We start from the raw sequence: 26,025 nt of genomic DNA on the forward strand, positions 1-26,025 counted from the left end.
CCGGGATGGGATTCATCTCGACGTCGATCACGGGCTGGACCGCCGCCCTCGCGCTTCTCCTCCTGCCCGCCTGGGCAGCCCTGCACGACAGCATCCGACAGCAAGGCCCACTCCGCCATCCCGGGCCCGCCCCGGACGCGGTAACCCGCCCTTGCCCACCGTGCTTGCCGGACACGAGCCCCTGCTCGTCCTTCAGCAGCGCCCAGTGCTCAACGAGCGCGCAGGCGGCGCAACTGATCTCGGCGAGGCGCCGGCTGTCGGCGACGTGCCGGCTGTCGGCTGCGCGGTGCAGCCGACAGCCAACAGCGCCAGGGCCACGGCGCGTACCGGTCACAGAGTCAGAACGTGCCTGCGGAGTTGCACTTGGCCTTCTGGTTGATGCAGTCCTTCACGCGGTGTCCGAGAGCGGCGTTGTCCCAGGCGTTGAAGAAGTCACCGTGGATGGACGACGCCATACCCGAGGCCAGCTGGAAGCCTGCGGCGCTACCGCTGGTCGGGTAACTGGTGACGAAAGAGAGGTTGGGGATGGCGACGGGGTAGGCGCCGCTGCACTTGCCGTCGTAGGTGAACGCCACGTGCGACTTGTGGTCGGGACTGTCGAGGTTCTTGCCGTCCCAGCAGTCGGGGAAGACGAGCTGGTGGGTGAGGTGGGCCTTCGGGGCACAGACCGGCCAGTTGCCGTCGGCGCTTCTGCCGATCTCACCGCCCTCGCCGGCGCACCAGAACTGGCCCGGCGATCCCGCCGGGGTAGGCAACTGTGTCCTGGAGTTACCTGCGATCATGCGGAATCCCTCCGGGAAGGGCACAGTCGCTGAGGGGTCGGGGAGCCGGGAACCGTAGTAGACGATCATGCCCTCGGGTTCGACGGCCGTGTTGTTCTCGTAGAGAGTGGGGATCCAGTACGCCGAGAGGTCGTCCGGAGGGGTGCAACTGGTCGGCGTGTTGGCCCGCAGCGACTCGGTCGTGGAGAACGCGTCGGTGCTCTTGTTGCCGAAGAAGCTGTGCATGTGGGACGCGCCGGGAAGGCCCGGCAGGACGATGGGGTCGTCCGGCTTGGAGTGACTGTAGGTGCAGGTGGCGTTGAACTCCGGAACCCGGACCACACCGGCGGGCACTGCGGCCGGCGTCATCGCACGGAACTGCGCCAGCTGAGCGTTCCACTTGGCCTGGTCGACGGGAACCCATCCAGCCGCTGTGCCATCCCCCGCGCCGACGAAGGAGAACCAGTTGATGTTGACGAAGTCGTTGGGTGTCGTGCCGCGCAGCACGGCGAACACCGTCTGTGAACCGGTGGGGTGGGTGGTGACTTCGGTGGCCTGGGTCGCCCAGTTCTGCCAACCGCCGGTCGGGGAGACCGGTATGACGGCCAGTAGCGGTCCGGTCAGGCTGGCGGTGCGCAACTCCACTGTGCCCGAGCCGACGGCGGAAGCGATCCGGGCCGACACCGTCAGCCGGCCGGCCGCGCCGAGGTCGACGTTGTCGAAGCGCAGCCAGTCGCCGTCGGCGAGGAACGCGGCGTTCTGCCCGCCTCCGGTGTCCGAGGTCGCCTCTAACGCGACACCTGACTGGGCTGCGTAGGACTCGGCCTGGACGGTGACCGTCGCGGCCTGCGCCTGCTGGGCCGAGACGGTCAAGCTCAGGGCGGCGGCCAGCACGACCGCCAGAGTGTTCACCAACAGTGTGTACAGATGGACAGGATATTTACGCATGTCACTTCCTCACGGGCATCGGGGGTGAAGGGCCTGCTTCTTGCCGGAGAACAGCGATGGGGAGAGCAGGAGCCGGGCAGCGGCGTGGTCCGGGCGCCCCAGGCCGCCCCGAGGGGGCGGGTGGAGCGGCCCGGGAGCTTCGCGAACGCTGGACGGCTGGGGGGCTGGGGGGGGCTGGGGGCTACTGATAGACCCGCACGTAGTCGACGAGCATCTTGGAGGGGAAGGGGGTGCTGGCGTCTGTCGGGCCCGGCCAGTCACCTCCGACCGCCAGGTTGAGGATCATGTAGTGGGGGTGGTCGAAGATCCACGGTCCACGTGTCTGCTCCACCTGGTCTTTGTCGAGGGAGAAGACGGTCCGGCCGTCCAGGCTGTAGGTGATGCCTTTGCTGTTCCAGTCGGCAGCCCAGGTGTGGAAGTCGTCGGAGAAGTCGGCGTTCCCGGGCAGTGTGTACGGCGCGCCGATTCCGCCTCCGCCGTTGTAGGCGGGCGCGTGGACGGTCGAGTAAGCGGTCTTCACGTCCTTGCCGAGGACTTCCACGATGTCGATCTCGCCGTTGTACGGCCACGGCCGGCCCGTCAGGAAGTCGCCGCCCATCATCCAGAACGCGGGCCACAGACCGTTGCCCTTGGGCACCTTGATGCGTGCTTCGACGCGCCCGTAGGTGAACTGGAACGTCGCGCCGGTGTTCATCCGCGCTGAGGTGTACTGACAGGTGGTGCTGCCGCTCAACGGGTCACGCGGGCACGACGATCCGGCGGTGACCTCCTTGCGTGCTTCCATCACCAGGTGTCCCGCCCCGTCGAGTGCGGCGTTGCGGTGGTCGCTGTAGTACTCCAGCTCGTTGTTCGGCCCAGTGCCCGGATCGGCCCTCCACTTCGAGGCGTCGGGCTTGCCGCCTGCGGCGCCGTCGAAATCGTCGCTCCACACCAGCCGCGGCGGGTTCGCGGGGTCACTCGGCAGGGGCGGAGCCTGTATCGGATCGCCGCCCGTGCCGTACACCTGGAACTCCCACAGCGAGTAGCCGTAAGGGGTGGCACGCTGCGTCCCGTACATGCGCACATAGCGGCCGGTGCCGGAGACAGCGAGCGTCTGCTTGAAGCCCGTGCCGGACGTCGTCGAATAGATCGGCGTCCAGTCGGCTCCATTCGACGAGACCTGGATCTGGAAGGACTTGGCATAGGCGGGATCCCACTGCAGGACGACCTTGTCGATCTGCGCCGTCGCGCCGAGATCGACGGAGATCCAGCCTGGATCGGTCCATCCCGTGGTGGAGCTTGTGGCCCAGCGAGAGGCAGGATCCCGGTCGAAAGCCCTGGCCGGCGTGCACTCCCAGCAGTTCTGGTCGGTCTGGGAGGAAGAAGCCGCGCCCGGCCTGCCGTAGGAGAGCAGTCTGTCGGCGTTACCGCCCGGACCGCCGGCACCGGCAGTGCCGTACACCTGGAACTCCCACAGCGAGTAGCCGTAAGCGGTGGCACGCTGCGTCCCGTACATGCGCACATAGCGGCCGGTGCCGGAAACGGCCAGGTTCTGGGTGCCGCCTGTGCTCGTGGCCGTCTGGTGGACGACTGTCCACGTCTGCGCGTCGCTCGATACCTCGATCCTGAACGCCGTGCCGTACGCGGCTTCCCAGTTGAGGACGACCCGGCTGATCTCGGCACTTGCCCCGAGGTCGATCTGAATCCACTGCGGGTCGGTGAAGGCGCTGGACCAGCGCGTCCCGGGGTCGCCGTCGACGGCGCTCGGAGCGCTGAAGACTCCCTCGGTACTCGACGCGGTGGCGGGCTTTCCCTGAGAGAGCAGGACCTCCGCTGCCTGAGCGGAAGGGGCGGGGAGAGCGATGAAAGCGAGCAGTGAGGCCGCGAGGGCCAAGAATAAGTTGAAGCGGCGCAGCAGCGTTTGCATGGGCGACTCCTCAAGCGGGGGGGAGGTGAGGGAGCGCTCCCTGAAAGGGAGAATGGAGGGGCTGGTAAAGGCTGTCAAGAGCTCTTTCACCTTGAAAAAACAGCGACGTAACGTCTACGACAAACGGAGGGAGCGGTCTCTCATGATCCGGGTGGCACACCGACAGCCACGGGGGTGGCGCTGAGGGAGACGCGCTCCCGCGCATGCTCATGCCGCCCCGGCCTGCGGATACGCTGCTTACCTCGCCATGACGCAGAGCCGGAGGTCGCCCCGATGAGAAAACCCGCTCCGCGCACGAACCCGGGCGGCGGCACAGGGGACGGACAGGTATGAAACGCCCCACTCTCGAAGTGGTCGCTGCCCGAGCGGGCGTGTCCAAATCGAGCGTCTCCCGTGTCATCAACGGCGAGACGACGGTCGCCCCGCAGATCCGAGACGTCGTCATGCGCGCCGTACAGGAACTGGGCTACGTGCCCAACGGGGCGGCACGCAATCTCGTCACCCGCCGCACAGACACGCTCGCCGTGGTGGTCTCCGACCCGCCTCAAGGAGTCGTCTCCGACGACCCCCTCTTCTCCGCGGTGGTCCGCGCCGTCAGCAGAGAGCTCGAGACGGCGGGCAAACGGCTCGTACTCATGCTCGCGGAATCGGACCAGAGCCGGACCAGAGTCGTGCGGTACATCGCTGGCGGGCATGTGGACGGCGCGCTCCTGGTCGCCCTGCACGGTACGGATCCGCTGCCGGCCGCACTGGCCCGGCAGGGCCTGCCTGTCGTGTCCTTCAACCGCACCTCCGCACCGGACGTCCCGTACGTGGCGCTGGACAACGCCGGCGGAGCGGCACTGGCCGTGCGTCATCTTCTGGAGCGCAGTCGGCGCCGGATCGCCACCATCACCGGGCCGCTCGAACTGTACGAGGCACGTGAGCGTCTCGATGGCTACCGTCAGGCGCTGCGTGACACCGGCCGTCGCTCCATCGTGGCACTGGGCGACTTCACCAGAGCCTCCGGCGCCGAAGCCATGCGGCAGCTCCTGGAGGACGATCCCGATCTCGACGCGGTGTTCGCAGCCAACGACCTGATGGCGATCGGAGCCCTGCGCACCCTCCGTCAAGCGGGCCGACGTGTCCCCGAAGACGTGGCGGTCATCGGCTTCGACGACATAGAAGCCGCGTCGTACACCAGTCCCGCGCTCACCTCGGTGCGCAGCCCGATGGCCGACCAGGCGACCGCCGCCGTCCACCTGCTCCTCGGCCTGATCGACGGCGGCCCCACAGGGCCGGTCATCATGCCGAATGAACTCGTGGTGCGCGAATCGACCTGATCTCCCGTAGTCGCTCGCGCCGCTCCCGCCGCTCCAGTGCGGTCCGTACTGGTCGAGCGGGTTGCGGTTGCGGTCGTAGGCGCTGCTCGCCCAGCAGTTGATCGTTACGGCATAGGGGTGCTCGGGCAGCTGGCGGTTGAGCGTCCCGAGCCCCCGGACGTAGGCGCCCTTGAACGAGGGGCCGTCATCTGTGCGGTTGTCGCCCTCACCCGGTTCGCGAAGTACGCCTACGGTTCACCGGGGTCGACGGCAACCGGCTCACCTGCTTCCCCATCAACACCAAGGACACCGCGATCGCCGAGCTGGAGCTGCCGCACCACCACCGGGCCCAGGCCGAGGACCGCATCCGAAATGCCCGTGACACCGGCCTGCGCAACCTGCCCCTGAACACCACCGCGCAGAACCAGCTCTGGCTGGAGATCGTCCAGCTCGCACTCGCCCTTCTGGCCTGGCATGCCGATGCTCGCACTGACCGGCCAGGCCCGCCGCTGGGAAACTTCGTTTCCGGCGGTTCTCTGCGGCTGCCCAGTTGATCACCACCGGCAACGTCAGGAGCAGCGCAGCAGGATCATGAACCCGTAGTCCATGTGGAGCTGTTGGTGGCAGTGGAACAGGGACAGTCCTGGCTGGTCGGCGGTGAAGTCGAGGTCGAGTGTCTGGTAGCCGCCGAGCATGACGACGTCCTTGTGCAGCCCCTGGGTGGGGGTGCCGGCGATGTGGGTGACCTCGAAGGTGTGGCGGTGCAGGTGGAGGGGGTGGATGTCGTCGCTGGCGTTGCGGAACCGCAGCCGGTACCGCTTGCCGCGGTCGATGTCCAGCACCGGCTTGTTGGTGTCCATGGAGAAGGGGACACCGTTGAGCGGCCAGACATTGAACCCCTTGTCGGCGGCGTTGCGCTTCTCCACCAGCAGGTCGATCACGTGGTCGGGCCGGGTGGTGGGGGAGCCGGACCGGGCGAAGGTGCGGTAGTCCCAGGTGAAGCGGGGCGGTGCGATCCAGCGCGGGGAACCGCTGCGGCCCGCGTATTCCACCACGGTGCCCATGCCGCCTTTCCGGTCGTCGTCGGACAGGTCCCCCAGCACCCACACACCCGGATGGTTCATTTCCACCACCGCCGAGACACGTTCGGCGGTGCCGATCCACAGCACTGGCACGCTGGTCGGCAGGGGTACCGGATTGCCGTCGAGCGCGACCACTTTGAAGGTGTGGCCGGGCAGGACAAGGCTGCGGATCTCGGTGGCGCTGGCGTTGAGGACGTGGAACAGCACGCGCTGGCCGGCCTTGACCTTGATCGGCTGACCGTGGCCCAGTTTGCGGCCGTTGATGCTGAACGCGCGGTAGCCGACTTCGTAGCCGTGCGGCATCCCCCGGGCCAGTGACTCGGCCATCGCCTTCTCGCCCCTGCGCTTCAGGTCCGGCACCGGGGAGCCGGCCAGGAAGTTCTGAGCCATGTCCCCGCCGTGGCTGAGGGCGGGCCCGAACTCCTTCAAGACCAAGAACACTTCCTGGTCGTACGCGCCGGGGTTGGCTTTGGGCTCGATGTACACCGGGCCCGCCTGACCGGAGTACGTGCTCCGGGACAGGTCACTGTGTGCTGGCACGTGGGTGTGGTAGAAGCGGAAACCAGCCGGCCCGGGGGTGAACGACAGTCGCCGCATCCCGTGCGCGGGGATGTACGGGGTGCCCTCCTCCGAAGCTCCGTCCACGTCTGCGGGAACCCGCTGGCCATGCCAGTGCAACAGCTCGGGGGTGCCGGTGTCGTTGTGGACGTCGACCACGACCGGGCGACCCTCGGTGAACCGCAGCAGCGGACCGGGGAACTGCCCGTTGTAGACCGTGGTGGAAACGATCGTGTCCGGCGCGAGCTCCACACGCCCCGTCGCGATCCGCAGCGTGTAATCCGCCTTCCCCGAGGGACCGGCCGTCACGGAGGGCACGGTGGCTTCACAGGCGGCTACCGCACCGGCACTGCCCGCGCCCAGCAGGGCCACGCCACCCAGTCTGAGGACATCGCGACGAGCAATCGGCACGGTTCCGCTCCCTTCCACCAAATTCCCGGCGGCAACCCCGGCGTCCAGACCCACACCGCTCCTCACCAAGAGCGAAGAAGCCAATGCGCAGGGTAAACGCATGACCCGGCGAAAGAGGCGGAGGCCGCCTCGTACGGCGCGGCGGTCCCGCCGACCGCAGGAAATCGGTTCGACGAGGCGGCATCTCTGTTTCCGAGCCCTTTAAGACCGTGTCCTACATGGTCAGCTTGAGGAGGCGCTTGTAGCAGCAGAGAGCGGCTGCGAGTCCGAGAAAGGCCAGGTAGTTGCCTGGTTTACGCTCGTATCGGTGGTTGAGTCGGCGGTAGCCGGTCAGCCAGGACATGGTGCGCTCGATCACCCACCTGCGCCGGCCGAGGCGTTGGCTGGAGTCGATGCCCTTACGTGCGATACGGACCCCGATGTGTTTGCCCCAGAGCCATCGTCGCAGGTGGGGGATGTCGTACGCCTTGTCGGCGTGGAGGCGGCGAGGCTTCGAATCCGTCGCGTGGGATTCGTGTCCCATGTGGAAATGGGACAGCATCGGCTTCAGCGCGAGGCTGTCGTGGGTGTTCGCCGCGGAGAGCCCGACGCGTAGGGGCAGCCCGTCCGCGTCGGACAGGACGTGCATCTTGGAACCTGCCTTGCCCCGGTCCACGGGACTCGGACCTGCAAGTTCGCCCCTTTTTTGGCGCGAACGTGTGCGGAGTCCAGGACCGCCCGGGACAGGTCGATCAAGTCCCGTTCATCCAAGAGCTGGAGAATCTTCTGATGCAGCCGACCCCACACACCGGCTCTCGACCAGATGACGAAACGGCGGTGCACGGTCGACTTCGACGCCCCGAAGCACGGCGGTAAGGCCCGCCAGGCGCACCCGCTGACCAGCACGTAGATGATCGCCGCGAAGACCGTCTCATCATCGATGTTCGCGACCCCGCCCCCTTGCGGCCGCACCCGAGCCGGCGGCAGTAACGGCCTCGCTATCTCCCACAACCCGCCCGGAACGATCCATCCCCAGCGTCCACTCCCCATGCCCAGTACAACCGTCAACTGACCATGTAGGACACGGTCTTAGTCGCTTCTGAGGTGGAGCCGGTGGAGTGTCCAGCCGTCCAGGTCCTCGATGCTGAATCTGACCCGTGACCGATCAGTCGGCCGTCCATTGCGGCCACCTCTTGGCCGTGGCGGAGACGCGCTCCGCCAGGGGCGGCAGCGTCGCCTCGGCGTGTTTGACGGCCTCGTAGAGCTGCTTCAGCATCTCGGTGTTGCGGTCCACGTCGTTCTCCAGGCTGTTGAGTACAGCCTTGCACTCCGCAGCCGCGCTTTTGCCGCGGTTCAGCAGAGTGGACCACTTCTGATCCAGGTCGGGGTCGGGCACCCGCAGATGGCGCCGGGCGGTGGCCGTGTCGCGGGCCAGCCCGTTGCAGACAGGGCGAAGAGTATCGGCGTCGCCGGTTCCGTTATCGGTGTTCAAGTTTTGCACCCACGTCGCGAGTTCGAGGTAGCGGCCGGACAGTGCCACGAGGTCCTCCTGGCCGCCTGCCTTGTACCAGGCCAGGAGCTGGAAGTCGCGTACCTTGTCGTCGGTGTCGACCGGTTCGGCTCGGACCGGCACGGCCGAGAACGGGCTGCCACCGGCCCGCTGCGGGTCGACAACAGCGGCTGTGAGAACGAGCCCGGCCACCACCGTGACGGCTACGACGGCCCGGTCCGGCCAGGAGGGTCGTACGGTGTCGGCGGGCAACGACGTGCGTTCTGTGCGGGGCCATTGGGACATGACGGTCGCGGCGAGGGCGGCGCCGAAGAAGACCGGTGTTACCGGAGGGATGAGTATCTCGGTCAGTATCCAGGAGGTGCCGGGCAGCCAGTGGCAGGTGTTGGCCATGACCCGCAGCGGACCGACGCAGCCGTCGGCAGCCTGGAGGACGAAGTAGCCGGCCACCATGCCGATGTGCGCGATGGCCGCCGCTGTCAGGGCACGGGGCAGGCGGTGTGTACGGGTGGTCGCGGCGACCACGGCCGCCGTGCCCACTACCCCGGCCCACAGGGCAACCGTCCGCCACCACAGGTAGACCGCCTGGAAGGCGAGGGTCCGCTCCTCCAGCGCGGGGCGCCAGGAATGCATGTATGCCATCGCCGCTGCTACGACGGCGACGCCCACGACCCCTCCGGCCAGCCCGGCCAGCACGGTGGAGCGCAGCCCTGCCGTCCTGGGCCGCCTCAACAACAGCAGCGCCGGGTACGCCCACAGAACGACCGCGCCGGCGACGGTCGTCAGGTACGTGCCCGCGACGGCCAGGTTGATCAGGACCGAACCGATCCAGGGCAGCACGGACTCGTACTGGGGAAGGCTGTTCCAGGGGCCGGGGAACATTTGCCGGGCGAGCTCGGACAGACCGCCAGCCTTGAGGAAGTTTCCTGTCATCCATAACTGTCCGTCGCGCAACCACCAGTTCAGTCCGCCGGCCGCCACCACGGAGCCCGCGGCTGCCGCGGCAAGGACGGCCCGGCGTGGCACGGCACGCTCGCCCGGCATGGTCCGCAGGTGGAGTTGTGCGCACTGGGCGAGCCAGGTGATGTAGACGACGGAGCCGAGGAGCAGGACGAGGAGAGGTTCCGCGTGCTCGGGCGTCCAGTCGGGCGCTGCGGTCGGCCCGGACAGCAGCTCCCCGCAGACCAGACCGAACCCGAGGGCGAGCCCCGCCCGGATACCCCTGGGGCCGGCCGTCCGGTTGTGGGCGGCGTACAGGGCTGCCCGCCAGACCGCGACCGTCACGACGCACGCGGCCAGGGCTCCGACGACCCAGGCGGCAACGCCGCTGTCCCACACCGCGCTCAGGCTGTTTCCGGTGACGAGCGTGACGACACCGAGCAGGAACAGCGGCACGTCCGTCAGGGCGAACAGCCCCGCCGGGTTGTGCAGTGAACGCCGTCGCTCGGACCAGGAGGGGTGGCTGCGCCATAGCGCGGCAACGGCCCTCAGCGCCGACCGGCCTTGTGCACGCCCCTCTGACTGCGCCTGCCAGACGGCCGGGTCGGCGCCCAGGGCGACCGCGCCCAGGTCGGCGTACAGCTCGCGGTGGCGCAGGGTGTCGGCGCGAGCCAGGACGACCAGCAGGAACAGGAACGCGGCGACGCCGATGGCCTTGATCGTGGTCGGTCGGCCGGCTGGCCAGAAGACCTCGTCGGCGCCCCAGAACACGCCGAAAAACTGTGCCGCGACGAGGCTTCCGCCGATCAGGAGCGTGTAGGGGACGACGACCAACGCCAGGAAGACGCGCCACAGCGCTGTCACCGCGTAGGCGATGTCCACGTCCCGGTTGCGGATGTGGGCCAGTTCGTGCAGGACCACGGCCTCGAAGCGAGCGGTGTTCACACGACGGGTGTGCAGCAGGCCGTTGTTCAAGCACAGCGTGCGCCGGCCGGCCCGGCCGTAGACGACCGCGCCGGGATCTAGCGCGGACAGGTCGACCACGAGATCGGGCAGGGACCGCACCCCGGCACGCTCTGCCAATGCGACGACCTCGGCCCGCACCTCACCCTGCGGATCCCCCGTGTGCAGCGGTTCCACGCCGGGCTGGCTCCGCTTCCGGCGCGGAATCAGCAGATACAGCCCACCGGCCGCCAGCAACACGGCACCGGTGCCGGCCAGCCCGTACCAGCGTGGAACCTCCTCTGTCTTCTCGACGCACGCCCGCACTGCGTCTTCCTGTGCCTGGTCCCGGAACAGCTCGTCGATCAGCTTGCCCCCAGGGTCGTACCCGGCGGCGAACTGGCACACTGTCGCCACGTCCTCGTACGGCAACGGCCGCAGGATGCTACTCAGCATCGCGACCGTGGCTACCACCATGGCGACGGCCAGCACGAGGAACCGCAGGGTGGTGCCCGCAGGTAAGGCGCCGGGGTCAGATCCTGCAGAAGCGGAGGGGACGGTCCCGGAATCCGGGCGAGGTGCCGTGGTCTCAGTGCCGTTGCTCATGTCCTTGACGTTCCGTCCTGGTCGGATTCCTCCGCGCCGGCGAGCGCCAGCCTCGCGACCACACTGTCCGCCAGGACCTCTGCGTCCGGCTCGGGGAGCCCGCGTCGTACCGCTTCCGCACGGACCCGGCTTCGTACGGCCGCCAACTGGTCCCGGTCGAAGTCCGGGACCTCGGGCGGGGCAATCTGGCGGCGGCCCGGCGGGCGCAGGCGCCCCAGGGCGCTGGTGGCACGGGACAGCAGGCGGCCCGTCGCGTCCGCTACCGCGGCCCGGCACGCCTCGTCAACCGCCAGCAGCACGACGGGCGTGATAAGCGCCGTGGCCTCGGAAAGGCCGAAGCCGAGAGGGTCGCCGCCCCTTCCGTCGCTCGCCTGTCGCACCCGATGTACGACGAGCCCGTAGTCCAGCCCCGCCAGATCGTCGACCAACGGGCGTTCCTCAGGGGCCCGTTGGTCCACGACGTCCCGCACCACGTCCATCACGGTCGCACGCATGCGTCCCCTCTCCCGCAGTCCCACACGGTTCCGCCGACCACTCACCTGCCACCCGCGACAGCCTTCCACTTCATCCGCACCGTCAGCAGGTGTTCAGGAAACTGAACGCTCTACCGGTGTTCCCTGTCCGGATACTCCCCGAACCCCTGATCAGACGGTTCGTGGTGGTCAGGCGGCCATCCGCAGCCGCCCGATTGCCTCACTCTCGGGCGGCTCCATGTCCAGGTGCCAGGTCCCCGAAGCGGCGGATCTTGCTGGTGATGTACGGCGTGACGGTCGCCAGGTCGACCGGGTCGACCTCCCAGCCCTCGTCGACGAGGTCGTTGACGACCTTCGTGATGTCCTGAGCGGTGTGGAAGATCAGGCAGTTCGCGAGCAGCTCGTTGAACTTGATGATCTTCTCCTGGTGCACCGGGTCGTTGTCCTGGAGGACGTCGGAGGCGAACATCAGCCAGTTGCTGAACTTGTGGAACACCTCAACCTTGTTCGTCATCGCCTGGATCGACTCCCGCAGTTCCGGTTCCGACAAGAACCGCAGGAGCACGATGGTGCGAATCACGCGCCCCAGCTCGCGGTACGCCTGGTAGATGCGGTTGCGGCGGGACTCGTTGCCCAGGCGTGGCAGCAGCGCGGCCGAGGAGAGCTTCCCCTCCCGGATGGACAGCACCACGCGCATGAGGTCCTCAAAATGGTTCTCGATCAGCCGCCAGTTGGTGACGTCCTTCTCCGGATCGCCGAACAGCGGGTCGATGTGCTGGTACTTCACCGTGGAGCTGACCCGGTAGAAGGTCAGGTCCTTCCAGTTGCGGATGCGCGGCAGCAGCTGAACACCGAGCATGTGCGCGAGCCCGAAGACAGGCAGCGACTGGCCTTGCGTATCACCGTGCACGATGTCGACGGTCACCTCAGTCCGGCCAGCGCCGTCCGCAGCCGATCGACATCGATCCGGCCGCGGTTCAGGCCGCCGTACATCGCTCCGTGCCCACGTCGATGCTCAGGCAACAGCGTCAGATCGACCACGGACTGCACCGCACCGTCCGCGCACAGCACCGCGTCCACCAACTCGAACAGTTCGTCGCGCCGAGCGGTCAGACACTCGTAGAACTCGCCCCGGAAGCGTGACGCCTCCGCGAACGCTTCCCTCCGGACAGCATCAAGCAGAAGACTCACCCTCACTGTCCCTTCTCGCGAGATCTTCCCTCTGTCTCACCTGACCTTGTTCGGTTTGCACGCCAGAGACAAGGTCAAGTGAGACACCCCAGGCCAGAGCGCTGCCGATCGACGGTCATCGCACGCAGAAACGCAGTTGGCCGACAACGTCAAGTGAGACGACGGGGCTCCAGCGTCTCATCGCACTTTGTCTCTCCGCAGGTCAGCGCGTTGCGCGGAGGCAAGATCGAACAAGAAGGGACACTCACGGCCTTCGTCTTGGTCACGTGCACCTTGGTCGGAGCACATGATCAGACGAAGGCCGCCCCCACGTCCGGCAAATCCCCAGGTGAGCGACTCAGTACGAGACGCCGTTCGAGGCCGGAAGATAAAGAACAAGCTAAGCGGGGTCGGGCCAGTGACCACGAAACCACCGCAGGTCCTGCCACTGCTCGAGCCAGCGAGCGGCTGGCCAGCAGCCGGGTACTCTCCTCGAAGATCTCCTCGGCCCGGCCCGTCGTTCCCGGCAGGGGGCTATGCCTCGTTGGCCGCGTCCAGGGCGTACACATACTTGTCGCGGCTGACGTACACCACCTCGTCGGCGACCGCCGGCGTCGAGGAGACCTCGCCGCCGGTGTCGAGCACCCATTTCTCGGCCCCGGTCGTCGCGTTCTGGACCTCGTCTCGGCGCACAGCGACGGGGCGGCGGCCCCGCGCGATATCCGGCTCCCCTACTACGGCGCTCTTGTGCACCTGGAGGCACCGGAGATCACCGATGGCCTCCTGCACGGCCGGTGGACGGCACCGACGGCGCCAGCCGACGTGTATGCCCTGGCCGGAGCACTGTGGCAAGGCTGGACCGGTACCTGGCCCGTCGACTATGCAGCCGCCGGCATCGACCCGGCTCCCGGTGCCCCCGAGGCCAAGCGCCGGGTCATCGCCGCAGGCCAGCATCTACGGCCGGTCGCCGCCCTCCCCGGGTACGGGCCCCTGCTGCGGCGTGCCCTTTCTACCGACCCCGAAGTCCGGCCGAACGCACGGCAGATGGCCGCCGAACTGCGTGCCCTGGACTGTACGGAGGTGCTCCGGTGACCGCCCCCGTGGTCAGGCTCGCCAGGGCAGGCGACGCGGACGAACTGACGCGCGTGCACGTCGAGGGCGGGCTCGGCCATGTGGTGACCGACGTCTGGCGGAATACCCACCGCGCCGACCTCGCCCGCCGTCTGCTGGCTGCCGACCCGGATCTGGTGGCCGTCGTCGCCGTCGGCAGCGGCGGCGCAGGGATGGAGATCGTTTCCGCCGCAGTCGGGTTCATCCACCCCGCTCTGTGCCGCCCTGGCAGTTCTGCCGGCCGCTCCGCGCACCTAGCGAGCGTCGCCACCCTGCCTCGCTTCCGCAGGAGTGGCTACGCCACCGCTGTCACCACAGCGTTCATTACCGAAGTGCAGGCCCGCGGCTGTCCGGCCATCACCCTCACCGCGACCGACGCCGGCGCTTGCCTGTACCGCGGGTTGGGGTTCGACCCCCATCCCCGGGCCATGCGCCTGGACCTGTCACAGGCGGCGGTCCGCCAGCGCCGTCCACTACAGCCGTACGCCGTGGAGCGGTGATCAAAGTGAACCAGCAGATGGGGCCGACGGTGCCCGTTGTGTCAGGCGCTCGCGACGCCGCCGTGCGCGTCGATGGAGGGTGGCAGGGTCCGTACGCGCTCGCGCAGGTCCTCAACCCCGGCCGCGTCGCTCCCGGCGAGCGCGGATTCGAGCTGTGCGAGGCGGGCACGCGACGTGGAGCGCAGCCGCGCGGCTGGCACGCGGGCAAGAACCTCTACCGCGCGCTGCGCGGCGTCGGAAGGCTGGACGACGGCCTCCGCTTGGGCCATGACCAGGGCGGCGGCGGCCCATCCCGGGGTTCCGACAGTGGCCGCACTCAAAGACGTCTCCGCGCAGGCCATCGCACGCTCCGCTCGTCCCAAGGCGCGCTGAGCGTCCGCTTCGTGCAGAGCGTGCTCAGCGGCGTCGTACCCGAACCGCCCGGCTGCCCACCCCTGTGCGTCGGCCTCCAGCTCCCGCGTCGCGTCGGCCAGCACGGCATCGGCCTCCCGTTCCCGGCCCAGGGCGGCGAGGGAAGGAAGCCGTGCCCAGGCGTGCAGTTGGGCCTGCGGCAGCCCGGAGGGCGCGCAGGCCGCGCCGCGCTCGGCGTGTGCCAGAGCAACAGGGTGCTGGCCCGCGGCCCGCGCGACCATCGCTTGAGCGCCCCAGGCCCAGGCCGTCAGCCGGGCATCGCCGACGCGGTCGCCGTAGGTGACGGCGGTGGCAAGGTGGACGCGCGCACCGGTGGGATCGCCGAGGTGGAAGGCGAGGTTGCCCAGCAGGGCGGAAAGCCAGCCGACGCCACGCCGCAGTTCAATCTCGATCCGCTCCGGAGTGTGGGTACTGCTGGTAAGGGCCTGCATCAACAGGCCCCGGGCCCCGTGCACTTCCATGAAGAGCGTGTGAGGCGGGTGCTTGCTGTAGCCGAGGGCGTAGTGCTCGATCGCGGCCTCGGTCAGATCCACGACTGCCGAGCTGCCCGCCGGGTCAGCGAGCAGCGCGAGGTGCAGAGAGTCCCGGACAGCCGGCAGACCGGCAGAGGTCGTCATGCTCACCATGCTTTCCCGTGCGGGAAGGACGCACGCTTCAGGCCCGGGAGCACTGTATACACTCGGCTGCCCCCACTCGGCTCGATCGCGGCCAGCGGCACGGTCGAGTCCAAGCTGTTCCGGCCGGGCCCGGTAGACCGTGCACAGCGCCTCTACGTACTCCGGGCTGGGCCATTCGTAGGGCCGGTGTTCCCATCGGCAGAGCATCGACTCCGACAGGCCCGGCGGCAGCAGTCCGCGGGACCGGTACAAGGCTCCGACCTGTTCGATGGTGCGGGACCGAGGCCAGCCGAGCGCCAGACGCCACGCCTCCAGCAGCCGTACCTCGGCGAGTTCAGCACAGATTACCTCGACCGTCTGTTCGACACCGCGACCGCCGTGCAGGCACCGTGCCCGGATCTCGGTAGCGGTCTTCTTGATAGCGGCGCGGCGCGATCGACTGACCGTAATCATTTACGCACCCCCGGCAATGAGGCTGACTGTGCGTCACGGTATCCGAGGAGCCGCCTCGAGGGGAGGGCGCTTGGGAACGGCGTTGCGGGCATTGCGAGTTGCCCGCAATGCCCGCAACCAGTGACGGCAATGACTCGGCTTCCTCCCGGCAGGACGATGTGTGGGCGCCGTGACCGTGCTGGCGCAGCGTCCCCGATCGCACGATCCGCGTACTCCACCGCCGACCGGGAAGCCCGGACCGCCGGCCTGCCGATGTGCAGCACACGATGTCTTGCCTTCACTACGACTGCTCGACCGTCCCCACAGCCGATGGGAGCGACCTCAGTGACCGCCACACCCCAGGACCTCGAAGGGACACCCCCGCGCATGACGCGACACACCCATGAGTGGGCACGCACACCGCTCTCCGGAGACGCTCTGGCCGCCGCCGACCTTCTCGCGGAGGCTGGCTTCGACGTCCGTACCGATCTCGGCCAGCACTTCCTGCGGTCGAAAAACGCGGCTCACCGGCTCTTGGACTGTGCCGAACTGCCGGACCGGGGGCAGGTCCTGGAGGTGGGGGCTGGGCTGGGCACGCTGTCCGGCGCGGTAGCCGAGACCGGCCGCCGGATCTGGGCGGTAGAGAAGGATGGGAGGCTGGGAGGGATCCTCCAGGACGTGCTGCGGCGGTTCGGCCCGCGGGCACGCGTCAGCATCTCGGACGTCCGTGAGGTGGACCTCGACGAGGGCCTCACCCACGGCGCTGTGCTCTTGGCGATCATGCCGTTCGACTGGGAGCTGTCGGCAGCGCTCACACGGCATGTCTTCGCTTCCACGCCGAAGGTGGAACGCGGGCTCGTGGTCGTGCCGAGCCGCACGCTGGACCAGTATCAGGCGGCAGGAGAGGAAGCGGGCGGCCTTCGACTGTGCGAGGTCGACGGAATCTCCCGCTCCGAGTTCTGGCCGAAGGCACCCGAGGCGCTGCGTGTCGTGTCCATCGAGAGGCTCCGATGAACACCCCGCCGCTGATCGTCACGAACGACTTCCACTCCAGCATCCCTGGGGGTCACGCCCTGCTGGCCGCCGCGCGCGAGCACCGGGCCCGCGGTGCATGGGTGGTGGACGCCGGGGACTTCTTCGGCGGCAACGCCTTCCACGAGTTCTCCCAGGGAAGGGTGGAGGAGCGGTTCCTGGCGGACCTGTACGACGCGCTCGTGCCGGGCAACCACGACTTCGCCGATCTGATGCGACTGGAGAACCCCGACCGGTTCCCGCCGGTGGTGTGTGCGAATCTCAGGCCGCCGAAGGGGTTCTCGGGCCGTTGGGAAAGCGGCTTGCTGCTTCCGGATCGCGGGCTGAGGGTGGGCATCGTCGGGTACCTGGGCCGACAGGCGTACGAAGCCGTCCCGGACCACGAGCGTGCCGGGTTCGAGTTCGTAGATCCGTCGGCGGAGCTGATCGCGGCCGAGCGGGACCGGCTGCTGTCCGCCGGGGCCGACATCGTGATCGGCGTGAGCCACAGTGGCTTCGGCCTCGACGTCGCCGATCAGGAGAATGGCTGGCCGCTGCCGGTGGTCGTATCCGGACACTGTCACGGCCCGTGGTACCACTGGGCGTCCGCTGGCCGGCATGTCGCCAAGGCGCCGGAGACCGGCCAGGGATTCCTGCGTCTCAGCCTTGATCGCCGCGGCGTCCACCAGTTCGCCGTCGAGACTGTCTCGGCGGCATCGGGCCCGGCAGCTCCAGATGGGCTGGCGGAGGCGCTGTCCCAGTACGCGGCCTGGGGCGCCGAACGGATCGGTGCTCTTCCCGCTCCTCTCCCGGACCGCGGGGACGTCGCGCGCCTGCTGACCCAGCGGGCGCAGGCTGCCACCGGCGCCGACGCCTTCGTCCTCAGTCTGTGGACCCTACGAGACGGGCTGCCGCAGACCGTCACCCGCCAGTCCCTCATGAACTGTGCCCCCTTCGACGCCGACCTCGTTCTCGTGGACGGCGAACGCGACATACAGGCGGTCCGCGATCAGGCGCGCCTGATCGGCGAGGAACTAGTCACATACCCCCCGTCCGCAGCTTCGACCTCTGCGTACTCGCTGGCGACCACGAGCTATCTCGCCGAACGGCTGGGCCTCGCGGCCCGGCCCGTCGTCCCGCCGCGCACGCTGCGCGGCATCCTCACCGATCTCGTTACGGAGTCCTGATGAGCGACGTGCTGGCCCTGGAAGGCCATGACCTGGTGCACGGCCCCACCGCACCGCGCGAGTTCGCGGACCGCCTCACCGGCGAAGGCGCCGGACAGTCGGTGGTCTCTTTTGAGGGCACGGACCACCGCCGCAACCTCGAACTGAGTCTCGGACTGCTGTCGGCGCTGGGCCCGGTGCTGAGCGTGTATCCGTCCGACGGCTGCTGGAGCGACCTGGAAGTGCGCACCGACGTCGACCCCGCCCGAACCCACGGGGCTGGCGAGAACCGGCTGCACGTCGACCTGGTGGACCGCGAGCTGAGCCCGCGCTACATCGCCCTGTACTGCGTCCGCGAAGACCCCCGAGGCGGGGGCGCATCAGCTCTGTCCGACCTGTGGGCCGCCGCCGGCGATCTGCCGGTCGCCGACCGGAACCTGCTGAGCAGGCCGGTCTTCTCCTACTGGACCGACGAGGGAGTGCACGGCGTTGGCGAGAGCCTCTCCCGGTTCGCTGTGCTGCCCGAGCGGATCGACGTCGGCACACCGATCCGCTTCACCAGCAAGATGCTCCCCCACCTCCGGCGAGGCGACCTCGTCGAGGCCGACAGCGACACCGCCCCTTTCATCACCGCAGCGTTCGACCGGCTGGTCGACGCTGCCTATCAGCACCGCACCACCGTCCGGCTGGCGCCGGGCCAACTGCTCGTTTTCGACCAGTGGCGCTACGCGCACGGTCGGATGCCGCTCGGGCAGGGGCAGGAAGCGGTGCCTGCCGGACAGCGGCGCCTACTCAAGCAGAGCTACGTGGGCCACGTGGGCACTGGCGGCGGTCTGTGATCCTCACCGGTTCCGCCATCCAACAGGCCGTTGCCCGCGGGGACATCACCATCGATCCGTTCGATCCGGACCTGGTCAATCCCAACAGCTACAACTACCGCCTCGGTGACGTGCTGAAGGTCACCGTCGGCACTCCAGCCGACCCCCGCAGGGAGACAGAGCTGGAGACCATCCGCATCCCGAACAGCGGGTACGAGCTGCGGCCTCGCACGGTCTACCTCGGCGCCACGGTTGAGCGGATCGGCAGCCCCCGCTACGTACCGACCCTGATCGGCCGGTCCTCGCTCGGGCGCCTCGGCTGCTTTCTGCAGATCTCCGCCGACCTCGGACAACTCGGGGCCGTCCACCAGTGGACTTTGGAGATCGTCGTCGTCCAGCCCCTCACTATCTATCCCGGGATGCGTGTGGGCCAGGTGTCCTTCTGGGACAGGGTCGGCGCCCCGATGCCCTACCTCGGCCACTACGGCATGCTCAGCGACCCGTCCCCCTGCTCCCCACGGGCCCTGGCCGGCGCTCCGGTACGAGAGGAGGCCGCGGCGTGATTCTCACCGGGCCCGAGATTCATACGCGGGTCAAGAACGGGGAGATCGAGATCTCCCCGTTCGCTCCCGCCCTCCTGAGCCCCAACAGCTACGACTTCCACCTCGGCGACACCATCGGCTGGTACTCAAACGAGAGCCTCGACTGCGCCCGGGAGAACCCGTTCGAATCGCACACGATCCCACCCGACGGCATGGTCCTCACCCCGGACCGGATCTACCTCGCCGCCACCGCGGAGCGCATCGGCAGCGACCACTTCGTGCCGATCATCCGCGCCCGCTCCTCCGTGGCCAGGCTCGGACTGTTCGTCCACGTCACCGCCGACCTGATCGACATCGGCTCGCACAACCACCTCACACTGCAACTGCACGCGGTGCAGCCCGTGAGGATCTACCCGAACTTGAGGATCGGGCAGGTCACATTCTGGACGGTCGAAGGCGACATCGTTCTGTACGACGGCAAGTACCAGGGCGCCGACCAGGCGATGCCCTCCCAGATCCACCGCGACTTCGAGAGGCGGTGACCCGGTGCCTCCCACGAAGGACTCGACCGCCACGGAACGTGTGGTGGCGGTGGTGGCCCACCCTGACGACGCCGAGTTGCTCGCCTACGGCACCCTGCGGCGCTACCGCCAGCTCGGCGCCGACGTCAGCGTGCTGATGGCGACTCACGGTGCCAACGGTGTCTCGCTCAGCGACGTGGCCCGCAGAGTCCGCCTCAACGGGGACGAGCGCGTACGCGAGGTCGAAGCGGCTTGGGACGGTGCGGGCGTCAAGGTGACCTGTCTCGGCCTCGCCGACGGGGCACTGCACGCCGACCGGATCCTGATCTCGGCCATCGAGAGCGAGCTCGTACGCCTGCGCTGCACCACCGTGATCACCCACAGCCCGCACGCGGACAACGACCACCAGGACCACCGCGCGCTCGCGGCGGCCACCGCCAACGCCGCCACCCGTGTGCCGTCCTGCCGCACCGTGCTGTACGGCGAACCGCACGCCCCGCGCAGCGCCTTCGCCCCGAGCGTCCTCGTCGACATCACGGCCTTCCTGGACGACAAGGTCAAGGCGCTGGCCCGGCACGAGTCGCAACGAGGCCGCTGGTATCTGGGCGAGACCTACACCCGCCAGCGCGCGGCGGCGGCCGGATGGCGGCTACGGCCCTCGGACACCGCGGCGGGCCGTGTCTTCGAGGCGTTTGAAACGCCCCTGCTCACCCTGCTGCACCCCGTGCCGGAACAGGAGTAGTCGTGATCTACATCGAGCAGCCACCGTTCCTGCCGTGGCTGGGTTTCTGCGAGGCGCTGATCGCCTGCACCAGCGTCGCGCTGTACGACGACGTCCAGTTCACGCAGGGCGGATGGCAGAACCGCAACCGGATCAAGACCGCCAACGGCTCCGTCTGGCTCACCGTCCCAGTGGCTCGCGCAACCGGGCAGCTCATCCGTGACACGCGGATCGCCGACGGCTTCGACGCGGCGCGCACGGTCAAAACGCTGCGCCTGGCGTACGGACGCAGCCCGTACACCGACGAAGCGCTCCAGGTCATCGAGCCGCCGCTGTCGACCGGTCACCGGTGGCTGGCCGACCTGAACACCGACCTCGTGACACAGATCGCTCTCGCGCTCGGCTCCCGCACCTCCCTGCTCCTCACCTCCCAAATGCCCTCGACCGCGGCCGACGGCAAGACCGAGCGGCTCGCACACATCTGCGCCGCAGCCGGCGAGCGCGAGCTGTGGGCCGGTTCGGGCACGCGGCAGTACCTCGACACCGCGACGCTCGCCGAACACAAGATCACCGTCACTTGGAACGAGTTCACCGGCCGGCACCCGCGCTATGCCCAAGCCTGGCCGAAGCAGGGCTTCGAACCGGGCCTGTCGGTCATCGACGCCGCCTGCGCGATCGGCTGGGCCGGGGTGTCGGCCATGCTCCGCGCCGGCCTGAGCACCTACCGCCCCGAGACACCCCCGGGAGCAGCCCGATGACCCGACCGCTCATCATGACCGGCGTCGACCTGCCCCTGGAGCCTTCCTGTGGCTCCACCATCTGGTGCAGTGACGTGTACCGGCAGCTCGCCCCCGACTTCCGCACCACGTTCTTGGCCCTGCCCGGATCCGGTGTGTGGCGGCACTCCTTCGAGGAAACCATCGACCTCGCCGCAGCGAAGCAGCCGTACGGCCCGCGCTTTACCCGGTACACCGAGGAGCTGACCGAGGAGGTCGAACGGCTACTGCGCCACCGTCGCCCCGACCTCATCCACGCCCAGCACCTGGGCTTCGGGCTCGCGCTGGCCTTCGCCCGCGCCAAGGGCAATACCCCCCTCATCTCCATCGCGCACGGCACCGACGTGATTGCCGCCGCCGAGAACGACCAGGCACGCAACTCGCTGATCGAGATCGTGACGGCCAGTACGGCCGTCGCCGTACCGAACGCCGCCATGGCCGACCAGGTGAACACCCTCACCCGGGGGAAGTTCACCGACCGCCTGATCACCGTCCCCTGGGGTATCCCCTTACCGGACCACCCCACCGTCCAGCCCACCAACAGGCGCCGGCTGCAGCTGCTGCATGCCGGGCGCCTCGACGCGAACAAGTCCACGACCACCGCGATCGAAGCCATGACCCGTACCGCCGGCGAGCATCACCTCACCGTCATCGGCAACGGCGACGAACTGCCCAGCCTCACAGCCCTCGTCGACGACCTCGGCCTCACTGCCCGCGTCCGGTTCGAGCCGTTCATGCCCCGCGAGCAGTTGTGGGAGCACTTCGCCGACTTCGACGCGTTCCTCTTCACCACCAAGCAGTTGGAGGCGTTCGGCCTGGTCGCCGTCGAAGCCCAGGCCCATGGACTCCCGGTCGTCTACGGCGACCTGCCCGGTCTGCGCCACACCCTTGGCGCGGGGGCCCTGGCCTATCAGCCGGGCGACGCCGCCGGCCTGGCCGCGTGCATCGACCAGCTCGCCGACGACCCCGGCCTCCGCCGCACCCTGAGCAGCGCCGCAGCGACCAGCGCCCGCCGCCACGACATCACCACGACCACCGCACACCTGCGCAACCTGTCGAAGACCGTGCTGGGAGCTACGCATGTCTGACACCCCGCTGTACGCCAGCCGCCTGTGGCCCCCCGTACGCCGCCGTGCCGCCGATGCGACGGCCTCCACCATGGACCTGCTGGAATCCCTCGGCTACGTCGCCAAGACCGACGCCACCGGCGTGTTCACCCTGCTCCCGCTGGGGTTGCGCGTCCATGACCGGCTCACCCGGATCGCCCGGAGAGCGTTCGAGGAACGCGGCGCGAACACCGTCACCTTCCCCACCCTGCAAAGCCGCACACTGTGGGAGCAGTCCAGCCGCTGGGCCGCCTACCAAGCCGAGGGCGCGCTGCTGACGGTGACGAGCAGGAGCGGCGAACAGATGTGTCTTGCCCCGACCTCCGAGGAGATCGCGGCCGCCACCGTGCGCGACCACCTGCGCTCCCACCGCGATCTCCCGGTCCGCCTGTTCCTCAGCACCTCCAAGTACCGCGACGAGATCGCTCCGCGCGGCGGGCTAATGCGCGGCCGCGAGTTCACCATGGCCGACGCCTACACCTTCGACACCACCCCCGAAGGAATGCGCACCTCGGTCAACCTCCTCAACGACGCCTGCCGCGCTGCCCTGCTGGAGATGGGCTTGACCGGCGTCTTCCAGGCCACAGCCGACGGCGGCAGCATCTCGGCAGGCCCAAGCACCGAGCACCTGATCCTCGGCGACACCGGGCAGAGCACGATCCTGGTCTGCGACCACTGCGGCCACCGCGGCGACACTGCCGTCCTACGGGCCCACCCCGCCCCGCAGAACGACCCCGTCGTCAACGTCATCGTCTTCGCGCTCACCCGCCACGACGGCTCGATCGCCCCGGCAGCCGTGGCGATCCGCTCCGACCTCCAGGTCAGTCCCCGCAAACTCGCCGCCGCCACCGGCGCCGCCCGCGTCGACCTCCTGGATCCAGCCCAGCTTCCCGAGCTGTTCGGCAAAGAGGCCGGCACCCTCACTCCCTGGGACTGCGCCGGAACGACCACCCTCTTCGACACCTCCGTCGCCCACCTGGAGAACTTCTCCATCTCCGACGGCGCCACCGGCCTGCGCCGCAACGCCGCCTGGTCGGGGACCGCCGGTCTGGAGGCCCTCTCTCCCACCGCCGACGACCTCCACCGAGCCGCCCAGGGCATGGGGTGCGGCCACTGCGAGGAAGGGCACTACCGCGAGGCCCGCGCCATCGAGGTCGCCCACGTCTTCGAGCTCGGCACCCAGTACGCCGCCCCGATGAACCTGTCCTTCACCGACGAGCACGGCACTGCGCGCACACCGTACATGGCCTGCTCCGGCATCGGCATCACCCGCTGCCTGCAGACCCTCACCGACCTCCAACGCGACAAGGACGGGCTCCGGTGGAAGGCAGGAACCGGGCCCGCCGACCTCCATATTGTCGTCCTGCGCCCTGATCTGCCCGCCATGCGCGAGCGCACCGACCAGGTCGTACGGCACCTGCGAGACCGCGGAGCGGCTCTGTTCGTCGACGACCGGCCCGAACCGGCCGGCGAGAAGTTCCGCTACGCCAACCTCCTCGGCATCCCGCACACCCTGGTCCTCTCCCCCCAGCAGGAAGAGGACGAGGTCGAGTTCATCGACCGGTGGGCCTCCCGGGCGCACCGAATACCAATCAGCCAGATCCCGGACACCCGGAGCCTGCGCTAACTCATCCGCATTCCCGCCTGAACCCACCTCAAGTCGCCGCTCAGCCTTTATCGCCCGGCGTCATAATTAGCCTGCCGAAAACCAATACAAAACCAGATCGGAAAACGAAGAAAGAGGTGACAAAAATTTGCCGCCAATACTGAGTGCGGCGTTGACGGCTCTTCTTCCTTTCTTCTAGCCTCGGAACCATCAGCGGGCCGTAGCTCAAAGGCAGGAGCACGGCATAAGTGTTGCCGAGGAGCTGGTTCGAATCCAGCCGGCCCGACCAAGTCACCGCCAGCCAGTGCTGCTCAGACGCCCAGCCCACGAGGCCGGGCATCGCTGGATACCAAGACATGGGCGTCCCCTTCAATGAAACGCGACTACGCGAGCCAGGTGCGATTTAGATGAAAATTGGAATTACCGGAGGCGGCAGCGCCGGACACGTCGTCCCCGCCCTTGCCGTAGCCGCTCGGCTCCCCGAACAGGGCGCGAAAGAACTCGTGTTCTTCGGACGCTCGGACAGCATCGAACACGAATACGCCAAGAAAGCTGGCATCCCGTTTCGCCCTGTGCCATCCGCGGGTCTGAAGCGTTACGGCTCGTGGAGCAACCTGCTGATGCCCATCACCGTGCTGCGCGGCATCGGGGCCGCAGTACGGGCCATGCGACGCGAACGGCCCGATGCCCTGTTCTCGAAGGGCTCGTACGTCTCCGTGCCCGTCGGAATCGCCGCCTGGCTCTGCCGAGTCCCGATCGTGGTCCACGAGTCCGACCACTCCCTCGGCCTCGCCAACAAGATCGTCGCGCGGATGGCCACCCGGGTCTGCCTGTCCGTCGCCGCCCCCGCCGGCACACCGCGATGGCTCGCCCGCAAATCCACCGTCACCGGCCTACCACTGCGCCACGACCTCGCCACCGGCGAACCGGAAAGACTGCGCAAGCGACTCGGCATCCCTGCCGGGAAGCCCGTACTGCTGATCTTCTGCGGCAGCAGTGGATCTCAGCGCGTCAACGACGCCGTACAGAGCCAACTCGAATCCCTGTGTGCGCGCTTCGCGGTCGTTCACGTCCGGGGGAAGGGAAACCTCGACCCTTCCCGTCAGGACGTACCGGGGTACTGGCAACTGGAGTACCTGCACGATGAGATGGCCGATGCCCTATGGCTCGCCGACCTGGTGATCGGACGCGCCGGCGCAACGACGCTTGCCGAGCTCGAAGCGCTCGGCAAGCGGGCCGTACTCATCCCGCTGCCTGCCACGGTCAGCCGCGGCGACCAGCTCGACAACGCCGCCACCTACGCCCGACGACACCCGGGACAGTGCATCGTGGTCCACGACGACGAGCGGCTATACGACGGAGCGTCTCTCGCCAAGGCATGCATGGAGCTGGCCGGCAGCCCCAGCCGGTCCACGCGGGAGGGGCCCGATCCGAAGGTCATCCACCGGGCTTCCGACTTAATCGCGCAGGAGACCGTTGCCGCCGCCAGGCGAGGGCGCAACCGTCAAGCGCGGTAGGGCTTGCTCAGCCGTCGTGGTGCCCGTACATGGCAAGGATCTGCTCATCGGACTCACCACGATGGTAGACGTGGAAATGCAGGTGCTGCGACTCCTGGTACAGCCCGACGTTCGTGGTGACAGAAGCCGCGCCGTGCTCTTCCTTGATCTGCGCTGCGACCTGCCGTACAACCGCCATGACCTTCGTCAGCAGCTCCTCACCCCCGTCACCAAGATCAATCAACGACGGAATGTGCTCCTTCGGCACCACCACCACATGCACCGGATGCCCAGGGTTGGTGTGCTCGAACGCAAGCACATCCTCGGTCTCCGCCACCACCTTGACCGGCGTGAGCCCAGGAATGGCCTGGTGACAGTAGAAATCCGAAGTCGACGGGGCCACAGCAGCAGTGGTCACAGTAAGTAACTTTCCATGTCGGGCGGTAACGTCACCGCAACCCTACCGTCCAGCCTCTACCTGCCCCTGCCTCACATCAGCCTCCTTAAGATCTCGTCGGCTCTCGGTCACTCCTGATCAATAGCCCGGAGCCACGACCTCGAACTGCAGGGCCCCGGGCGCGCCGAGGTCCTGCACGTCGCTCCGGC

At 68.3% G+C, this 26,025-nt stretch carries 23 protein-coding genes, 1 tRNA gene and 2 pseudogenes; 15 read left to right on the forward strand and 11 right to left on the reverse strand.

Translation table 11 applies throughout. The features are described from left to right. Positions 1-338: 338 nt before the first annotated feature. Complete coding sequence (locus tag ACZ6MZ_RS24100; protein WP_469354218.1) at positions 339-1,709, reverse strand: DUF1996 domain-containing protein; 1,371 nt, start codon at positions 1,707-1,709, stop codon at positions 339-341. 181 nt (positions 1,710-1,890) lie between these two features. Then, positions 1,891-3,615 carry a discoidin domain-containing protein gene (locus ACZ6MZ_RS24105; protein ID WP_469354220.1) on the reverse strand — a complete coding sequence of 575 codons (1,725 nt, stop codon included), beginning with the start codon at positions 3,613-3,615 and terminating at the stop codon, positions 1,891-1,893. 329 nt (positions 3,616-3,944) lie between these two features. Between ACZ6MZ_RS24105 and ACZ6MZ_RS24110 the strand changes: the two genes are divergently transcribed. Then, entirely contained in the window at positions 3,945-4,937 is a 993-nt protein-coding gene (locus tag ACZ6MZ_RS24110) for a LacI family DNA-binding transcriptional regulator (protein ID WP_469354222.1), read from the forward strand. Positions 4,938-5,137: 200 nt separating this feature from the next. Further along, positions 5,138-5,490 (forward strand): annotated as a pseudogene (locus ACZ6MZ_RS24115) (transposase); the annotation flags it as partial. On the opposite strand, the gene ACZ6MZ_RS24120 reads toward ACZ6MZ_RS24115, so the two are convergent. The 7 genes and pseudogenes from ACZ6MZ_RS24120 to ACZ6MZ_RS24150 form a co-directional block, all read right to left on the reverse strand. Then, positions 5,486-7,069 carry a multicopper oxidase family protein gene (locus tag ACZ6MZ_RS24120; protein WP_469354224.1) on the reverse strand — a complete coding sequence of 528 codons (1,584 nt, stop codon included), beginning with the start codon at positions 7,067-7,069 and terminating at the stop codon, positions 5,486-5,488. The pseudogene ACZ6MZ_RS24115 and the gene ACZ6MZ_RS24120 sit on opposite strands and share 5 nt — an antisense overlap. Before the next feature lie 112 nt (positions 7,070-7,181). Continuing rightward, positions 7,182-7,996 (reverse strand): IS5 family transposase gene (locus tag ACZ6MZ_RS24125; protein WP_389787143.1). Its coding sequence is split into 2 segments (ribosomal slippage): positions 7,182-7,648 and positions 7,648-7,996, totalling 816 coding nucleotides; the frame shifts between segments, so codons are not numbered across the junction. 115 nt (positions 7,997-8,111) lie between these two features. Next, a complete protein-coding gene (locus ACZ6MZ_RS24130; RefSeq protein ID WP_469354226.1) occupies positions 8,112-10,793 on the reverse strand; it encodes a M48 family metallopeptidase in 2,682 nt (893 codons plus the stop codon). Between the two features lie 146 nt (positions 10,794-10,939). Then, a complete protein-coding gene (locus tag ACZ6MZ_RS24135) occupies positions 10,940-11,437 on the reverse strand; it encodes a hypothetical protein (protein WP_384328147.1) in 498 nt (165 codons plus the stop codon). Between the two features lie 199 nt (positions 11,438-11,636). Beyond that, positions 11,637-12,326 carry a Tn3 family transposase gene (locus ACZ6MZ_RS24140; protein ID WP_389787150.1) on the reverse strand — a complete coding sequence of 230 codons (690 nt, stop codon included), beginning with the start codon at positions 12,324-12,326 and terminating at the stop codon, positions 11,637-11,639. A 17-nt stretch (positions 12,327-12,343) separates the two neighbouring features. Continuing rightward, positions 12,344-12,607 (reverse strand): annotated as a pseudogene (locus tag ACZ6MZ_RS24145) (transposase); the annotation flags it as partial. A gap of 513 nt (positions 12,608-13,120) precedes the next feature. After that, positions 13,121-13,279: a PQQ-binding-like beta-propeller repeat protein gene (locus ACZ6MZ_RS24150; protein WP_389787152.1), complete on the reverse strand. Its 159-nt coding sequence runs from the start codon at positions 13,277-13,279 to the stop codon at positions 13,121-13,123. A gap of 54 nt (positions 13,280-13,333) precedes the next feature. On the opposite strand from ACZ6MZ_RS24150, the gene ACZ6MZ_RS24155 reads away from it, so the two are divergent. Continuing rightward, a complete protein-coding gene (locus ACZ6MZ_RS24155; RefSeq protein ID WP_389787155.1) occupies positions 13,334-13,678 on the forward strand; it encodes a protein kinase family protein in 345 nt (114 codons plus the stop codon). Beyond that, positions 13,675-14,196, forward strand: a complete 522-nt coding sequence (locus tag ACZ6MZ_RS24160) for a GNAT family N-acetyltransferase (RefSeq protein WP_389787158.1) — start codon at positions 13,675-13,677, stop codon at positions 14,194-14,196. Before ACZ6MZ_RS24155 ends, ACZ6MZ_RS24160 begins: the two co-directional genes overlap by 4 nt. Positions 14,197-14,237: 41 nt before the next feature. Here ACZ6MZ_RS24160 and ACZ6MZ_RS24165 read toward each other — a convergent pair whose 3' ends face one another. After that, positions 14,238-15,224 carry a Twin-arginine translocation pathway signal gene (locus ACZ6MZ_RS24165; protein WP_389787161.1) on the reverse strand — a complete coding sequence of 329 codons (987 nt, stop codon included), beginning with the start codon at positions 15,222-15,224 and terminating at the stop codon, positions 14,238-14,240. 819 nt (positions 15,225-16,043) lie between these two features. Between ACZ6MZ_RS24165 and ACZ6MZ_RS24170 the strand changes: the two genes are divergently transcribed. The 11 genes from ACZ6MZ_RS24170 (at position 16,044) to ACZ6MZ_RS24220 (ending at position 25,440) form a co-directional block, all read left to right on the forward strand. Continuing rightward, positions 16,044-16,670, forward strand: a complete 627-nt coding sequence (locus ACZ6MZ_RS24170) for an rRNA adenine N-6-methyltransferase family protein (RefSeq protein ID WP_384328163.1) — start codon at positions 16,044-16,046, stop codon at positions 16,668-16,670. After that, positions 16,667-17,854, forward strand: a complete 1,188-nt coding sequence (locus ACZ6MZ_RS24175) for a metallophosphoesterase (protein WP_389787166.1) — start codon at positions 16,667-16,669, stop codon at positions 17,852-17,854. Before ACZ6MZ_RS24170 ends, ACZ6MZ_RS24175 begins: the two co-directional genes overlap by 4 nt. Next, positions 17,854-18,672, forward strand: a complete 819-nt coding sequence (locus tag ACZ6MZ_RS24180) for a TauD/TfdA family dioxygenase (RefSeq protein ID WP_384328168.1) — start codon at positions 17,854-17,856, stop codon at positions 18,670-18,672. The genes ACZ6MZ_RS24175 and ACZ6MZ_RS24180 overlap by 1 nt, the downstream gene beginning before the upstream one ends. Next, positions 18,669-19,214, forward strand: coding sequence for a dCTP deaminase (locus ACZ6MZ_RS24185; RefSeq protein ID WP_389787170.1), 546 nt, complete (start codon positions 18,669-18,671; stop codon positions 19,212-19,214). Before ACZ6MZ_RS24180 ends, ACZ6MZ_RS24185 begins: the two co-directional genes overlap by 4 nt. Then, positions 19,211-19,735, forward strand: a complete 525-nt coding sequence (gene dcd, locus ACZ6MZ_RS24190; RefSeq protein WP_389787173.1) for a dCTP deaminase — start codon at positions 19,211-19,213, stop codon at positions 19,733-19,735. Before ACZ6MZ_RS24185 ends, dcd begins: the two co-directional genes overlap by 4 nt. 4 nt (positions 19,736-19,739) lie before the next feature. Then, on the forward strand, positions 19,740-20,456 hold the full coding sequence (locus tag ACZ6MZ_RS24195) for a PIG-L deacetylase family protein (RefSeq protein ID WP_389787175.1): 717 nt from the start codon (positions 19,740-19,742) through the stop codon (positions 20,454-20,456). A gap of 2 nt (positions 20,457-20,458) precedes the next feature. After that, a complete protein-coding gene (locus ACZ6MZ_RS24200; protein WP_389787178.1) occupies positions 20,459-21,193 on the forward strand; it encodes a WbqC family protein in 735 nt (244 codons plus the stop codon). Beyond that, entirely contained in the window at positions 21,190-22,299 is a 1,110-nt protein-coding gene (locus ACZ6MZ_RS24205) for a glycosyltransferase family 4 protein (RefSeq protein WP_469354232.1), read from the forward strand. The genes ACZ6MZ_RS24200 and ACZ6MZ_RS24205 overlap by 4 nt, the downstream gene beginning before the upstream one ends. Then, positions 22,292-23,944 (forward strand): proline--tRNA ligase, encoded by a 1,653-nt coding sequence (locus tag ACZ6MZ_RS24210; RefSeq protein ID WP_469354235.1) that lies wholly within the window; start codon positions 22,292-22,294, stop codon positions 23,942-23,944. Before ACZ6MZ_RS24205 ends, ACZ6MZ_RS24210 begins: the two co-directional genes overlap by 8 nt. A gap of 193 nt (positions 23,945-24,137) precedes the next feature. Continuing rightward, positions 24,138-24,212 (forward strand) — tRNA-Thr (locus ACZ6MZ_RS24215). A gap of 118 nt (positions 24,213-24,330) precedes the next feature. Next, on the forward strand, positions 24,331-25,440 hold the full coding sequence (locus tag ACZ6MZ_RS24220; protein WP_469354237.1) for a UDP-N-acetylglucosamine--N-acetylmuramyl-(pentapeptide) pyrophosphoryl-undecaprenol N-acetylglucosamine transferase: 1,110 nt from the start codon (positions 24,331-24,333) through the stop codon (positions 25,438-25,440). Positions 25,441-25,447: 7 nt separating this feature from the next. Here the strand turns inward: ACZ6MZ_RS24220 and ACZ6MZ_RS24225 are convergent, their stop codons facing one another. Continuing rightward, positions 25,448-25,837, reverse strand: a complete 390-nt coding sequence (locus ACZ6MZ_RS24225; RefSeq protein ID WP_389787189.1) for an HIT domain-containing protein — start codon at positions 25,835-25,837, stop codon at positions 25,448-25,450. Between the last annotated feature and the right edge of the window lie 188 nt (positions 25,838-26,025).

This window comes from Streptomyces sp. NPDC042201 (assembly GCF_055582185.1).